Source organism: Brevibacterium permense (assembly GCF_013280495.1).
In the GTDB taxonomy this organism is placed as follows: domain Bacteria; phylum Actinomycetota; class Actinomycetes; order Actinomycetales; family Brevibacteriaceae; genus Brevibacterium; species Brevibacterium permense.
Genome location: NZ_JABSSX010000003.1, coordinates 158,033 through 171,438, shown reverse-complemented (window position 1 = coordinate 171,438; position 13,406 = coordinate 158,033). Strand labels below are relative to the sequence as shown.

The following is a 13,406-nucleotide window of genomic DNA, read 5'->3' as shown; positions in this document are numbered from 1 at the left end:
TCGATGGCGCACCACCCCAGCTTCACCGAACTGCCCACCGAACTGCCCGTCACTCTCATCCTCGCCGATACCTCGGCCGAAGCGGCCTGGGCGCGGGATGACGGTTCCGTGCTCACCGAGCAGGAACGCAACTATGCGAAGGAATTCGACGCCGAGGCGGCCGCCACCTGGTCTGCGGGCCGTGTCGTCCTCCGCCATGTGCTCGGGGCCCATCTGGATCAGGATCCCGCTGCCATCGAGATCCGTCTCGATTCGGCGGGCAAACCGCGTCACGACGAGTGCGAGTTCTCGGTGTCCAGGTCTCGTCGCCTCGTCCTCGTCGCTGTCTCCGACAATCCGGTCGGGCTCGACATCGAGGCGATCCCCGAAAGGGAGGTCGCGCTCGAGGCGATGCAGCTGCTCCATGAGAGGGAACGGGCGGAGCTCGAAGCGCTTCCCGATGATGACTTCGCTGCCGGCTTCGTCCGTGTGTGGGCACGCACCGAAGCTTTCCTCAAGGCATTGAGCACGGGCCTGGCTCGCGATCCGGGTCTCGACTACATCGGCGCCGGGCCGGAACCGAACTCACCGCATCCTGATGTCGACATCCACGATCTCGAGACCGGTATTCCCGACGGCCATATCGCGGCCATCGCCTTCAACCGCTGAGCGTCCCGTCGCACCACAGCGAGAATTCCCCGCCGATCAAGCGCTGCCGCGGATATGTACCCGTAGACGTCCACGAATGTGTGGCAACGCTTGATCGGCGGAAAGCGGCTTGCGGAAGTGCTTGATCGATGGAGAACGCCGTGCGGGAACGCTTGATCGGTGGAAAGCCGCGTGCGGGAGCGGTCAGGAACTCTGCGGCTCGTCTTCGCTGAAGGACGGGCCGTTCTCACCGGTCGTGAAGACCACGGCGATACCCAGCGAGCCCACTCCGACCAACCCGAAGAGGATCCATGCGCCAGCAGGGTTGCTCGCAGCGGCGAGGATGAGGCCGACGACGACCGCGACGATGAGGAGCGCGTCGAAGACCATCGGGAACTTCAGATAGCGCTTCTCCCCCTTGGTCACGGCATAGGAGATCTGGGTGGCGGCGCTGAGGAAGAGAAGCACCAGTGCGGTGACGACCAACCAGCGTGGGGCGAGGAAGAAGTCCTCGAGCCCGCCGATGAAGATGAAGCCGACCACGGCCAGCAGCAGCTTGATGATGCCGTCGACTGCAAATCCGGAATTCCTCATGACTGAATCCTACTCAACAGGGTCTTCACCTCTCCCAGTGCCTCTCGCAGCACAGGGGCCTCGACGTTCGAATGGGCGATGACCAGACCGTGTCGAATCTCGTCACCACCGGTCCAGCCGCGAGCCAACGAGGCGACGAGGATGCCGCGCTCGGCCAGCTCCCGCAGGAGCCTTGCGGCCTGGGTCTGAGACGTTTCGATGACGAGGGTGCGTCCCTCGTGGACGAGACCGGGGATCGGGCCGATCTCGGACACGACCTCCTCGGCGGCCCGGAGTCGCCGCCGTCCCCGGGAGATGCGACGACGCAGCCCACCGGAGCCGAGGTAGGAGGCGATGGCCATCTGCAGGATCGGAGAGTACGCCGGTCCGAGTGCCGCGCGCAGGCTCATGAGCTCCTCCGAGATCGGTCCGCGAGCGATGACGTATCCGGTCGATACGGCCGAGGTCAGCAGAGCGGAGAAGGTGCCGATGTGGACGACCTGAGCGCTGCTGCCGGTGGATGATGCGAGGTCGAAGAGGGTCGGCAGCACTGTGCGGGTGAAGCGGGCCTCACTGTCGTAGTCGTCCTCGACGATGAGGACGTTTCCTCGAGCTGCCCAGTCCAGCAGGCGGGCACGCTGGTCGACCGGCATCGGTGTTCCGTGCGGGAACTGGTGATTCGGTGTCACGACGGCCGCAGCCACATCGGCCCGTGCCGGCGAGGAGCCGACCAAGTCCAGGGGCACGAGGTGTTGGTCGGTCATCGCCTGGCGCAGACCCGGGAAACCGGGATTCTCCACCGCGATGGATCCGGAGACGCCGAGGCTCAGCAGCAGTCGCAGACCATCGCGAGACCCGCTGGTGAGGATGATCTCGTCGGGGTCGACGGCCATCCCACGAGTCAGTCGCAGATAGTCGGCGATCGCCCACCGGGCTCGGGGCTGGCCCAAGGGATCGATCGGACCCGGGTCGAGGTCGAGTGATTCTCTCCAGGCCCGCCGAAAGGCCGGCTCGCGCAGGGGATCGTCACCGCCGAACCCCGGGCGCAGGTCGACATAGTTGCGCAGACGCCGCCTCGGCGAGTCCGGAACTCGGTGCTTGGGACGCACCGTCGTCGAGGCGGCGGGCAGGTCGGGATTGATCCGCGTGGCCGATCGTTCGGCGGCGATGAGGAACCCCTCCACAGCGAGCTGCGCATACGCTGTCTCCACACTGCCGCGAGAGATTCCAAGATGCTTGGCCAACCGACGGCTCGAGGGCACAGCATCCCCCGGGCGCAGAGTCCCGTCCGCGATCAGACGACGCAGCTCCTGAGTGAGCTGATCCGGCAGTGGAGTCGACAGCCCCTTGTCGACGTTCACCGGCAGAGCGATGCCCTCGGCCTGAGTGCCGTTCTGTGACTTCGTGACCATCAGTCGATCATAGAGCGATCACGATCATCTGGCCTAAAATACTTGCATACTACTGGCTCTCTCAATGAGCCACTCATCGGCTTAGGCTGGTCGGGAACGGCCGTTCACCCCGAAGAACCACGATCCCTCCGACCTCCGGCAGCAGACAGAGATCCCTCTGTTCTGTTCCCCGTGGCGACCCGGATCGACTCCGCGACAGTGAATGGATCTACACCACAATGACCGAAACACAGACCCTGCTCAACACCGGACTGGCTCAGATGCTCAAGGGCGGCGTCATCATGGACGTCGTCAACGAAGAGCAGGCACGCATCGCCGAGGCGGCCGGCGCTTCCGCAGTCATGGCCCTCGAACGCGTCCCCGCCGACATCCGCGCGCAGGGTGGAGTCGCCCGGATGAGCGACCCCGACCTCATCGACTCGATCATCAGCGCCGTGTCCATCCCGGTGATGGCTAAGGCCCGCATCGGCCATTTCGTCGAGGCCCAGATCCTCGAGACCCTCGGTGTCGACTACATCGACGAATCAGAGGTCCTCTCCCCCGCCGACTACGTCAACCACATCGACAAGTCCGTCTTCAAGGTGCCGTTCGTCTGTGGTGCGACCAACCTCGGTGAGGCTCTGCGCCGGATCCAGGAGGGCGCGTCGATGATCCGCTCGAAAGGCGAGGCAGGAACCGGCGACGTCTCCGAGGCGATGCGCCACCTGCGGACCATCAACTCCGAGATCCGTGCGCTGGGAGCGAAGAGCGAAGACGAGCTCTACGTCGCGGCCAAGGAGATCGCCGCCCCGTACCACCTGGTCAAGCAGGTCGCCAGCCTCGGCCGTCTGCCCGTCGTGACCTTCGTCGCCGGCGGCATTGCCACCCCGGCAGACGCAGCGATGATGATGCAGCTCGGTGCCGACGGTGTCTTCGTCGGTTCCGGCATCTTCAAGTCCGGCAACCCGGAGGCCCGCGCGAAAGCCATCGTCGAGGCGACCACGCACTTCGATGACCCGCAGGCCGTGGCCGAGGCATCCCGCGGACTCGGCGATGCGATGGTCGGCATCAACGTCGCCGACGTCCCCGCACCGCACCGCCTGGCCGAGCGCGGCTGGTGAGAGTCGGCGTCCTCGCCCTCCAGGGAGCCTTCCGTGAGCACCTGCTCATGCTCGGCTCCCTGGGGGTCGACACCCTCAAAGTCACCAGATCAAAACACCTCGCGGACCTCGATGCGCTCGTTCTGCCCGGCGGTGAGTCCACAGCCATGGTGCGCATCGCCTCCGGCACGGATCTCTTCGCGACTCTGCGCGAACGCATGGCCGGCGGTCTGCCGGTCTTCGGCACCTGTGCCGGACTCATTCTCCTGGCCGACCGGCTCAGCGACGATTCGCTGGGTGGGTACGACCGCCTCGGCGGGCTCGATGTCACTGTGGCCCGCAACGCCTACGGTCGACAGCGCGAGTCCTTCACCGCCCCGCTGACCGTACGCGGACTGGACGAACCGGTCGAGGGCACATTCATTCGTGCCCCGCAGATCCTCGAGCTCGGACCCGACACCGAGGTACTCTCCCGTCACGACGACGTGCCCGTCCTCGTCCGGCAGGGCTCGGTCTGGGGTGCCAGCTTCCACCCGGAATTGGGCACCGACGGACGAATCCATGCAGAATTCCTCCACCACCTCGGTGCCGCTGTGTAAAGATTGACTCATGACTGAGCAGGCGTTGCAGACACTCAAAGACGGATACACCTTCGACGGCGAGACACTCGATCTTGGGGTCGCCCTGAACGGTGAAGAACCCTCGAAGGAGACCCCGATCTCCATCCCGTTGTCCATGCTCAATCGGCATGGCCTCGTCGCCGGTGCCACGGGTACCGGTAAGACCGTGACCCTGCAGGTGCTCGCCGAGCAGCTGTCACGGGCCGGAGTGCCGGTGTTCGCTTCGGACATCAAGGGCGATCTCTCGGGCATCGGCGCTGCCGGCGTCGAATCCGACAAGCTGCGCAAGCGCCTCGATGCCGCCGGTCAGGACTGGCAGTCGCGGTCCAATCCGACCGAGTTCTACACTCTCGGTGATTCGGGGCTCGGCACTCCCCTGCGAGCGACGGTGACCTCGTTCGGGCCGATTCTGCTGGCAAAGGTGCTCGAACTCAACGACACTCAGGAATCCGTCCTCTCTCTGGTCTTCCACTATGCCGATCAGGCAGGGTTGGCGCTGCTCGACCTCTCCGACCTCAAGGCCGTCCTCACCTTCCTCACTTCTGACGAAGGAAAGGCCGATCTCGAAGGCATCGGCGGGGCGTCGAAGGCCACCGTCGGCGTCATCCTGCGCAAGATCTCCGAACTCGCTGCCCAGGGCGGCGACGTGTTCTTCGGCGAACCGGAATTCGACACCGCTGATCTGCTGCGCACCGACGACAACGGTGCCGGAATCGTCTCTGTGCTCGAACTGCAGAAACTCAGTCAGTCGCCGGCCCTGTTCTCCACGTTCCTCATGTGGCTGCTGGCCGACCTGTTCCAGGACCTGCCGGAGGTCGGCGACCCGGACAAGCCCTCGCTTGTGTTCTTCTTCGACGAAGCCCACCTGCTCTTCGCCGGCGCGTCGAAGGCCTTCCTCCAGTCGGTGACGCAGACCGTGCGGCTCATCCGCTCGAAGGGCGTCGGCATCTTCTTCGTCACTCAGACGCCGAAGGATGTTCCCGAAGATGTGCTCGCACAGTTGGGTTCGCGCATTCAGCACCAGCTGCGGGCACATACACCCAACGACGCGAAGGCGCTCAAAGCGACCGTGCAGACCTTCCCGAAGTCCGACTACGACCTCGAAGAGCTGCTCACCTCGCTCGGCATCGGCGAAGCCGTGGTCACCGTCATGGACCCCGATGGTGCTCCGACCCCGGTGGCACCGACGCGAATGCGTGCCCCGGAGTCGAAGATGGGGCCGATGAGCGAGGACGAGATCAAAGCGGCTGTGGCGAAGTCGCCCCAGCATGAGAAGTACGGGACCGCGATCGACAACGAATCTGCCCGCGAGATCCTCACCAAGCGCCTCGAAGGCGGGTCAGAAGCTCACGCCGAGGAACGGAAGTCAGCTCCTGCCGATGCGCCCGCCGAGAGTCAGGGTCGCGACGCTTCAGCGGACAAGATCGATTTCCCGGAGGAGTCCGGCGGCTCCGGGAAGAAGTCGGCGAAGAAGGACGACGAGAACCTGTTGTCCCAGGTCGTGAAGTCCTCGGCGTTCAAGCAGTTCACTAGGACCGCGGCACGCGAGATCGCACGCGGAATCTTCGGCACCTCACGACGCCGGCGCTGATACCCGCAGTGTCTTCTCACCGGCGCTCACCCGCAGCTCCAGGCAGTCGCCGATGAGGTCTCCGTCGAGTTGTGCTGGTACCGGAGATTCGACGGTGACCCTCGTCTCGGTCGTACGGCGATAGTTCATGAGCGGGTGGACATCCGGTCTGCCCTGAAGGCATGCCGCGGCGATTCCGGCCCATGCTCGGCACCGCGCCATGGGTGAGTGCGGAAACGGGCCGACGGTGAGCACGGAGAAGGCCGGAGCATCGATGTGCGCTTCGGGGAACACGGCGATGGGTCCTGCAGGACGGGCCACCTTCGACGCCATCACCGACCATACCGGTGTCGAGGCGGTTCGCTCCCCTGTGCTTGCTGTGCCTCCCGAGCTCGCGGCGAAATCTGCGGCGAAGAGGGCCTGCGCGGCTCCCCTGGCGTAGCCGAGCAGCCCGAGCGAGGCACGGTGGTGGGCGACGGCCCGGGCGTCTCCCCCGATTCCTGCGAGACCGATGAACTCGGTGCGATGTCGAGCGCCGTCGGCCGTCTGGTACTCCGCAGTATTGATCGGAACGTTCCAAAGGTTCGGCGGATAGCCGTCACGGATGATCGATGCGATCGTGCGCTTGCAATAGTCAATGGCGTGCCGGGAGGATCGGAGGCCGATATGGCGGCTGAGCACGTTCGCGGTTCCGGTCGGGACGAGAAACGTCAGGATGTCCGCCTCGGCGAGTACCGGCGCTGTCGCTCGAATGGTGCCGTCGCCACCGAGGATGATGACGATGTCGGCGCCCCATTTGACGAGCTGTTCGGCCTGCCAGCGACCGGAACGGTCGACGCTGGTGGTCATGCTTCGGTAGCGCGCGCCGGCATTGCGCAGTTCCGGCACGAGCTCGGCATACGATCGCAGGGTCTCCGGATGTTTGGGATTGAGGACGATCCCGACGGCAACTCGGCCCGCCGGCGATGCCGGGCGGTCGTCCTCATCCACCCGGCCGGACACCTGTTCGAGTGGCATATGGCGATCGTCCACCGTCGGTCGTCTCTGCGTGCTCAGACGAAGGCCGGGTGGGTTGCACTCACCGACTCAATGGCCGCCAGGTCAACTCTCTCCCCTGGGAAGGTGTCGACGCTGACTCGCGGACCGGTCTTGCGGGGTGATCGTTTCCAGGTCGCGCGTGCACGGGTGCCGGTCACCACCGTGTTCTTGAACATTCCGTTGCCTCCGGGCACAACGAGTTTCTCATTCGCAGGGTCGAGTGTGGCGCTGCGGTCCTTGTACCCGAGGATGATCTCGTCGAATCCCGGCAGCAGCATGGTCTCCTGCGCCGCCGTCTCCCATTCGGCCAGTCGGTCCTCCAGATCCGGGGCGAGAACGTAGTCGGTACCGTCGATGTCGGTGCTCACGATCTCTCCGGCATCGATTCCGGCCTGGATGGCCTTTCTCATTCTCGTCTTCGGCAGTCCAGTCCACCGTGTCGCGTCATCGACTGTGACCGGTCCGTGGCTGGTGACGAAGCGTCTCATCCATTCGCGGTCGGCCGCCTCGGCGTCCAGGTCTGTAGGTGTGGGCACCCAATCGGCGGTGAGCACGTATTTCATGTCATCTTTGCCCTCGATCAAGGGGGCTTGGACGATGATGTTCTGCAGCGCCAGGGACGTGATGAGGTAACGGGCGTGGCCGTATTCGTCTCCGGCACCGATGGGAGCGAACGCTTCGAGCAGCTCTTCGCGCGTCAGCGGTCCCCGGTCCCGGATGGCCGCTGTGGCGAGTTCCGCTGCAGTATCGAGCATCGCCTCGGTGATGCCGAAATACTCGCGCCGCTTGGCCGTGGATTTCATGATCCGTGCCCCGGTGAGGCCGAGGATCCACCCGATGTCCTTGGCCGTGGTCAGATGGATGGTGCCGCGCTGGGTCCAGGAACGCACGATCTCTCCGGAATCGATGGCGGCACGGACCGCGGCCACACCGTCAGTGAAATCCGGTCCTAAGCGCAGGGCGATGGAGACCAGTGCACCGCCGAGAGCTTGAGCTTGGACACAACCGAGATGCTCGACGACTGCGCCGGCGGTTGAGAGGTCGGCTCCTGTCGGTGACTCGGGTGGAGGTCCGATGAGTCCCTGCGAGATCAGACGGGCTGCCGAGATCTGATGAGCGTCCATGTTCCAACGGTAGTGCACGCCGGTGACACGGCGGTTGTGAAAAGGCGACAGCATTGGGTTCGCAGACTGGGATCGCAGACGGCGATCGTACAGTTGACCGTTCAGCCCATGATGTCGATGAGCCCGGGCACCCGCACCCGCGGCAGTGTGCCCGAGGAGGCGAATTCACCCCAGGTCCGGCGCAGCTCGGGACCGGCGATATCAGTGGTCGCACCGTAGTCGAGGAAGGAATCGTGCCAGATCTCGCCGGGGAAGATCAGCGGCAGATCTCCGGAGTGGGCAGCGTCGAAGAAGCTGCCGTCTCCGCGGGAGACGATGAGCAGGCGGGCGCCTTGACCGCCGGACATCCGGTGGCGGTCGTAGAATTCGCGTCCGGCCCGGGTATAGACCGCCGAGGTGATGCCGGAGATGAGGGATTCGAGCATCGGGGAGGTCAGGGTGCGGTCGTGGAGGCGACGCAGTGCGGGAACGAAACCGGCGAAGAATGCCATCTCCCGTTCCGTGCGGGTCATGAGCACGTCGAATTTCGGGGCGACCGCGGCCCAGGCTTCGGCTGCTTTCGCTCGTGATGGCAGCGGGTACTGACCGTAGCGGACTCCGAAGCACATTCCGGCATGCAGACCCCCGACGAGGGCGGCCTTGTGCACTTCCTCCTGCGCTCGGAGGATGTCGTCGACGCCAGCTTGAGGGTCGATCTTCGCAGCGACTTTCCCCATCGCCCAGTTCATTGCGTCGGTGCCGCCGGCGAGCCCCAAGGGTGCTGAGGCCATGACTACACGATGGAAGAGTCCTGCGGTGCCTTCGGCGATCATGAGGTGGGCGCAGGCGTCTGCCCCGGCGCTTTGCCCGGCGATCGTGACATTGTCCGGGTTGCCGCCGAAGGCGGAGATATTCGTCTGCACCCAACGCAAGGCGGAGATCTGGTCGAGCACTCCGAGGTTGAGGTGTGCGTCTCGCCCAGTTCCGAGGTATCCGAGGACGCCGAGGCGGTAGGTCACGGAGACGACGATGATGTTCTGCTCGGCGGCCAGGGCGTGCGGATCGTAGATCTCCGCGTCCCCGGCACCGGCGACGTAGGCTCCGCCGTGGATCCAGACGAGGACGGGAAGCCCCGCCTCGGTGGTGGTGTCCTTCGGCATGGTTACGCTCACGCGCAGACAGTCTTCGCTGATGGGCAGCCCGCCGAGCTGGTCGAAGGTCATTCCGGCGTTCGGGTCGCGGCGCAGCTGCGGGCTTGCCGGGCCGGGTTGACCGCCGTCGATGAAGTCCACCGGAGGTTCATCGACGGGAGGGAGGAAGCGACCTGCGCGAGCGTAGCGGATGCCTCGAGCGCGGATCACGTCATCGCTGACGTAGGCACGCACGCGTCCGCACGGGGCGGCGATGTCCCGTGTCTCCTCCATTTGGTCAGCTTACTTGCTGGGTTCGACCGGGGGTTCGGCCGACCAGGGGAAGACGATCCACTGATCGGTGCGCTTCCACACGAAGTCCGGGTCGATGATCGATGCGGACTTCGCGTAGATGACGGCCGACTGGGCTTCCGCGCCGTGTTTGCGCAGCAGTTCGAGGACGAGGGCCAGGGTGCGGCCGGAGTCGGCGACGTCATCGACGACGAGCAGCTTCTTGCCCTTGATCGCTTCGATGTCGAGCATCGGGGCGAGCAGGATGGGGTCGGGCAGGGTCTCATGGACGTCGGTGTAGAACTCGACGTTGATGGCGTCCGAGAGCTTGAGCCCCAGCGCATAGGCCAGTGCTCCGGCGGGCAGCAGTCCACCGCGGGCCACGGCGATGACGATCTCGGGATCGTAGTCGGAATCCGCGATGGTCTGCGCCATCTCACGCGCCGATCGGCCGAACATGTCCCAGCTGAGAATCTCTTTTTCGTCGAGATCGGTCGAATCGGCGTGATAGGCCATGGATGCTCCTCGTGTCTGCCCATTTGTGGTTCGAGCTTCAAGGATACGCTGTCGCCGGTTCAGCGCAGAAATACCTCGAGTCCGGCCATCTCCTGCGCCTGTGGTCCGGTATGGGTGGGCGGGTTCAGATTGACCCAGTACTCCCCTGTGTGGGCATTGCGGTCGAGCAGGCGGTAGTCGATGAGTTCGCGACGCAGCAGGGCGAAGTCCGGATGGAATTCCCCGAGGATGCCGTTGAGCCGTTTCTCGTCGTAGACCTGGTCCGGGTCGAAGGCGGCGAGGACTTCGATGAGGACGAGCACGAGGGCGCGGCGTTTCGTCGGAATGGCGACGATGCGACCGTTAGGCATGAACGACTTCAGAGTCTTCGCCCGAAACCCTGCGATCTCCGGGGCGATGACGGATTCGCTGCGGGAATCTCTGTTGGATCCTGGCCCCTGGTTCGCGGCGACCAGCGCGGTGCGGGCCGTGGTGTAGTTCTCACCGGTTTCGGTCATCCGCGTGCGAACGAGCTTCTTGAAATCCTTGTCCTTGGTCATGGTGTCACTTCCTCAAACGACCAAGTCTCCCCCAGCACGAAACCTGGTCAGGAAATCACCGTGCCGGTTTCGTCCGAGGATTCTCTCCCCTTCGCCATGCGGTCGGTGTGCTGGGAACACGACCTCGGCTGGGCGTTGGATGCGCCGAACACCAGTATAGACACAGTGGTCAGCGTTCGAAGCAGATGCCGGTTGTCAGCTCTCGAGCGCTTCGAGGTACATCCACCGTCCGGCTCGGCGGACGAAGGAGGAGTTCTCCTCGAGGACGTGATCGCCGAGGTGGTCCCGGAATCGCGCACGGAAGTGCACGGTGCCGGTGGCATCGTCGATTCCCCCACCCATCGTGGACACGATTTCGAGGCCGAGCCACGTGGTGGCGTCATCGACGCCGACATCGTCGGGTCGGGTCTTGGCATGCCAGGTGCGGAAGAGGTGGTCTTCGTTGCCGCGGACGAAGGCGGTGTAGCGGGAGCGCATGAGCGCCTCGGCGGTGGTGGGCCAGGTCTCACCGTCGAGGGCTGGGCGGCAGCAGTCGTCGTAGGCGGTGCCGGGAGGCATTCCGGAGCAGGGGCAGATCATCAGTCGATGATATCGGCAGTGGACAGCCGCAGGCGGCGTGCGAAGATGGGGTCATGACTTCACTGTTCCTGTCTGGAGATCCGAAGGCCGATGAACTCTTGGCCGAAGACCGCTTCGCTCTGCTCGTCGGAATGCTGCTCGACCAGCAGGTGACCATGGAGAGCGCCTTCGCCGGGCCGGCCAAGCTGGCAGATCGACTGGGCAAGCTCGACATCGACGAGATCGCCGAGATGAACCCGGATGACTTCCTCGACATCTTCGCGCGGACTCCCGCGGTTCACCGGTTCCCGAAGTCGATGGCTGGCCGAGTGCAGAAGCTGGCGGCGGCCATTGTCGACGAGTACGACGGTAATCCCGAGGCGATCTGGACTGAGGGTGACCCCAGCGGTGCCGAAGTCCTCAAACGGCTGAAGAAGCTGCCCGGATTCGGCGATCAGAAGGCCAAGATCTTCCTGGCTCTGCTCGGCAAGCAGTTCGAACTCCAGGCCGAAGGCTGGCAGGAGGCTGCCGGTGACTACGGTGACGCAGACGCCCGCCGATCGATCGCCGACGTCGTCGATGACGTCACTCTGCAAGAGGTGCGTGCCTTCAAGAAGCAGCAGAAGGCTGCGGCCAAGGCGGCGAAGGCTGCGAACAAATAGACGTGGTCGCCAATAGATCCGTGCTCACACGCACTCAGGCGTAAGTTATCCACAGATTCGACTTCGCCTGTTCTAAAAGGCGCGCCTGTCGAATAATGTAGGGAATCCGGGTGTCGGCCGACGGGGTCGCGCCGCAGTTGCAGACCACAGAGGCGTGGAATGAGAACTGGATCGTCCCGACCGTATCGTCGACCTTCCCAAATATTCGTTGCCGTTTTATCCGCGCTGAGTCTGGTCTCGGTCGTCGGCTGCGCCGACAATTCTCCGGTAGCCGCGCCGACGTCGACCCTGCCCGCGCAGCAGCCCGACGGAGGGTCGTCCGATAATCCCGCCGAGGTGGCCATCCCCGACTACGAAACCGACCTCGACCTCGACAAAGAGGAAAAGAAGGCCGTCGAGGGCGCGCTGGTTGCGTTCGTCGGATACATCGACACAATCAATCGGGTATTTTCTTCAGGCGGGAAAGACACAAAGAAGGCCGACGCCTATGCGAGAGGTGAATCGCTAAAGTCATTGAACTCGGAAGCAAAGACCATGCGGGCGTCGAATGAGTACATGGCGGGAGAGTACAAGGCTTACGACTTAGTAGTTGAAAGCGTCGATTTGGATCAGTCGAATCCAAAACAAGGCACGGTCTCTGTGCTGTTTTGCACCAAAGATTCAGAGTGGAGTGTAGTGCCGGAAGGCGAGCCACTCCCCTCTACGGTGCCCAAAGGACTAACTATGCAGCACGACATCACCCATGCCGACAACGACTGGAAAGTGGCTAATCAATTCTTACGGAGTAAGACGTGCGGGGCCGATTGAGATCTGTTGTCGTTTTATTGGCGATTGTCACGTTAGCCCTGATGTTGGGCGGCTTGGGGCCAGCGTATTCTTCCGGTCCAAGTTGTGGTTCTATGGACGCTCGCGACTGTGGAGTAGTAAAACCTCCCCCTGCTCCTCAACCTCCTCCGGGCGGAGGGGGATCTGACGGCGGGGGCTCCGGTGATGGAGGCTCCGGAGGTGGCGGCTCTGGTGGAGGCGGCAACGGCGGCGGCGGTGGCGCGGGCGGAGGAGGCGGACAGCCTGACTGCCCCACTGAAGACGTCGGTTACCTGTGTGTGAGCGAGCCCGGCCCGGGTGGCGGAGGGGGCGGTGGCGACGCTCCGGCTCGGCCCGATCCCCCGACGCGCATCCCGGAATCACAGTTTCAGAACTTCGACATTCCGGCTCCCACAATCTACGCCTGGCCGAAGGATTGGGCTGTCGTCGGCAAACCGGCCGCCTTCTGGACGGACGTCGACGTCAGCTATATCGACATGACCCTGCTGACCTATGCGGTCAGGGTCAAAGTCACTCCAGAGCGTTTCAACTGGGACTTCGGAGACGGCTCGGGCACGACCACCACTGCAAAGGGTGCGAAGCCCCTGCCCGGTGGCACACCCCAGATTGGACACGAATATCAAGAATCCGGCAAAGTATCGGCTTCGATGACCGCGACATTCAGCGGAGAATTTTCGGTCGACGGCGGCCCCTGGCTTCCGATCGATGGATTCGCCCACGTCGCCAGCAACGACATCGGCATCGAGGTCTACCGATACCACCGCTACCTTGTCGACGAAGACTGCTACTCAAATCCCCGCGGGCCCGACTGCGCCCAATCAGCCCGGTGAGTCCGCAGCCATCTCCAGCAGGAAACCGTCATC

15 protein-coding genes are annotated in these 13,406 nt (G+C 64.1%); 7 read left to right on the top strand and 8 right to left on the bottom strand.

Annotated elements, in window-relative coordinates; all coding sequences use genetic code 11:
- Nucleotides 1-3 precede the first annotated feature (3 nt).
- Nucleotides 4-648 carry a 4'-phosphopantetheinyl transferase family protein gene (locus HK353_RS05820; RefSeq protein WP_173153749.1) on the top strand — a complete coding sequence of 215 codons (645 nt, stop codon included), beginning with the start codon at nt 4-6 and terminating at the stop codon, nt 646-648.
- A 183-nt stretch (nt 649-831) separates the two neighbouring features.
- Here the strand turns inward: HK353_RS05820 and HK353_RS05815 are convergent, their stop codons facing one another.
- Nucleotides 832-1,221 (bottom strand): hypothetical protein, encoded by a 390-nt coding sequence (locus tag HK353_RS05815; RefSeq protein ID WP_173153746.1) that lies wholly within the window; start codon nt 1,219-1,221, stop codon nt 832-834.
- A complete protein-coding gene (pdxR, locus tag HK353_RS05810) occupies nt 1,218-2,612 on the bottom strand; it encodes a MocR-like pyridoxine biosynthesis transcription factor PdxR (RefSeq protein ID WP_173153743.1) in 1,395 nt (464 codons plus the stop codon). Before pdxR ends, HK353_RS05815 begins: the two co-directional genes overlap by 4 nt.
- A gap of 218 nt (nt 2,613-2,830) precedes the next feature.
- Here pdxR and pdxS point away from each other — a divergent pair, with 218 nt between their 5' ends.
- The 3 genes from pdxS to HK353_RS05795 are packed head-to-tail and all read left to right on the top strand — an operon-like array spanning nt 2,831 to nt 5,902.
- Entirely contained in the window at nt 2,831-3,712 is an 882-nt protein-coding gene (gene pdxS, locus HK353_RS05805; protein ID WP_139466913.1) for a pyridoxal 5'-phosphate synthase lyase subunit PdxS, read from the top strand.
- Nucleotides 3,709-4,290, top strand: a complete 582-nt coding sequence (gene pdxT / locus HK353_RS05800) for a pyridoxal 5'-phosphate synthase glutaminase subunit PdxT (RefSeq protein ID WP_342589828.1) — start codon at nt 3,709-3,711, stop codon at nt 4,288-4,290. Before pdxS ends, pdxT begins: the two co-directional genes overlap by 4 nt.
- Before the next feature lie 10 nt (nt 4,291-4,300).
- Nucleotides 4,301-5,902: a helicase HerA-like domain-containing protein gene (locus tag HK353_RS05795; protein WP_173153740.1), complete on the top strand. Its 1,602-nt coding sequence runs from the start codon at nt 4,301-4,303 to the stop codon at nt 5,900-5,902.
- Here HK353_RS05795 and HK353_RS05790 read toward each other — a convergent pair.
- The 6 genes from HK353_RS05790 to HK353_RS05765 form a co-directional block, all read right to left on the bottom strand.
- Nucleotides 5,885-6,898, bottom strand: a complete 1,014-nt coding sequence (locus HK353_RS05790) for a diacylglycerol/lipid kinase family protein (protein ID WP_173153737.1) — start codon at nt 6,896-6,898, stop codon at nt 5,885-5,887. The genes HK353_RS05795 and HK353_RS05790 overlap by 18 nt on opposite strands.
- 35 nt (nt 6,899-6,933) lie before the next feature.
- Nucleotides 6,934-8,043, bottom strand: a complete 1,110-nt coding sequence (locus tag HK353_RS05785) for a winged helix DNA-binding domain-containing protein (RefSeq protein WP_173153734.1) — start codon at nt 8,041-8,043, stop codon at nt 6,934-6,936.
- 101 nt (nt 8,044-8,144) lie between these two features.
- Complete coding sequence (locus HK353_RS05780) at nt 8,145-9,446, bottom strand: carboxylesterase family protein (RefSeq protein WP_173153731.1); 1,302 nt, start codon at nt 9,444-9,446, stop codon at nt 8,145-8,147.
- Between the two features lie 9 nt (nt 9,447-9,455).
- Nucleotides 9,456-9,959, bottom strand: a complete 504-nt coding sequence (locus tag HK353_RS05775) for a phosphoribosyltransferase (protein WP_025778180.1) — start codon at nt 9,957-9,959, stop codon at nt 9,456-9,458.
- A gap of 59 nt (nt 9,960-10,018) precedes the next feature.
- Nucleotides 10,019-10,498, bottom strand: a complete 480-nt coding sequence (locus HK353_RS05770; protein WP_173153728.1) for a DUF2087 domain-containing protein — start codon at nt 10,496-10,498, stop codon at nt 10,019-10,021.
- A 195-nt stretch (nt 10,499-10,693) separates the two neighbouring features.
- On the bottom strand, nt 10,694-11,077 hold the full coding sequence (locus tag HK353_RS05765) for a YchJ family protein (RefSeq protein ID WP_245395818.1): 384 nt from the start codon (nt 11,075-11,077) through the stop codon (nt 10,694-10,696).
- Nucleotides 11,078-11,130: 53 nt separating this feature from the next.
- Between HK353_RS05765 and HK353_RS05760 the strand changes: the two genes are divergently transcribed.
- From HK353_RS05760 to HK353_RS05750, 3 genes are all read left to right on the top strand, one after another.
- On the top strand, nt 11,131-11,718 hold the full coding sequence (locus HK353_RS05760; RefSeq protein ID WP_173153725.1) for an HhH-GPD-type base excision DNA repair protein: 588 nt from the start codon (nt 11,131-11,133) through the stop codon (nt 11,716-11,718).
- Nucleotides 11,719-11,877: 159 nt separating this feature from the next.
- Nucleotides 11,878-12,525, top strand: a complete 648-nt coding sequence (locus tag HK353_RS05755; protein WP_173153722.1) for a hypothetical protein — start codon at nt 11,878-11,880, stop codon at nt 12,523-12,525.
- 494 nt (nt 12,526-13,019) lie between these two features.
- Nucleotides 13,020-13,373, top strand: coding sequence for a hypothetical protein (locus HK353_RS05750; RefSeq protein WP_173153719.1), 354 nt, complete (start codon nt 13,020-13,022; stop codon nt 13,371-13,373).
- The last annotated feature ends 33 nt before the right edge of the window (nt 13,374-13,406 follow it).

What these genes read in the sequence shown, in the direction of transcription:
- HK353_RS05765 (WP_245395818.1), bottom strand. Translation starts at nt 11,077, where the DNA reads ATGATCTGCCCCTGCTCCGGAATGCCTCCCGGCACCGCCTACGACGAC.
- HK353_RS05815 (WP_173153746.1), bottom strand. Translation starts at nt 1,221, where the DNA reads ATGAGGAATTCCGGATTTGCAGTCGACGGCATCATCAAGCTGCTGCTG.
- HK353_RS05780 (WP_173153731.1), bottom strand. Translation starts at nt 9,446, where the DNA reads ATGGAGGAGACACGGGACATCGCCGCCCCGTGCGGACGCGTGCGTGCC.
- pdxR (WP_173153743.1), bottom strand. Translation starts at nt 2,612, where the DNA reads ATGGTCACGAAGTCACAGAACGGCACTCAGGCCGAGGGCATCGCTCTG.
- HK353_RS05760 (WP_173153725.1), top strand. Translation starts at nt 11,131, where the DNA reads ATGACTTCACTGTTCCTGTCTGGAGATCCGAAGGCCGATGAACTCTTG.
- HK353_RS05785 (WP_173153734.1), bottom strand. Translation starts at nt 8,043, where the DNA reads ATGGACGCTCATCAGATCTCGGCAGCCCGTCTGATCTCGCAGGGACTC.
- HK353_RS05795 (WP_173153740.1), top strand. Translation starts at nt 4,301, where the DNA reads ATGACTGAGCAGGCGTTGCAGACACTCAAAGACGGATACACCTTCGAC.
- pdxS (WP_139466913.1), top strand. Translation starts at nt 2,831, where the DNA reads ATGACCGAAACACAGACCCTGCTCAACACCGGACTGGCTCAGATGCTC.
- HK353_RS05820 (WP_173153749.1), top strand. Translation starts at nt 4, where the DNA reads ATGGCGCACCACCCCAGCTTCACCGAACTGCCCACCGAACTGCCCGTC.
- HK353_RS05750 (WP_173153719.1), top strand. Translation starts at nt 13,020, where the DNA reads ATGACCCTGCTGACCTATGCGGTCAGGGTCAAAGTCACTCCAGAGCGT.
- HK353_RS05775 (WP_025778180.1), bottom strand. Translation starts at nt 9,959, where the DNA reads ATGGCCTATCACGCCGATTCGACCGATCTCGACGAAAAAGAGATTCTC.
- HK353_RS05755 (WP_173153722.1), top strand. Translation starts at nt 11,878, where the DNA reads ATGAGAACTGGATCGTCCCGACCGTATCGTCGACCTTCCCAAATATTC.
- HK353_RS05790 (WP_173153737.1), bottom strand. Translation starts at nt 6,898, where the DNA reads ATGCCACTCGAACAGGTGTCCGGCCGGGTGGATGAGGACGACCGCCCG.
- HK353_RS05770 (WP_173153728.1), bottom strand. Translation starts at nt 10,498, where the DNA reads ATGACCAAGGACAAGGATTTCAAGAAGCTCGTTCGCACGCGGATGACC.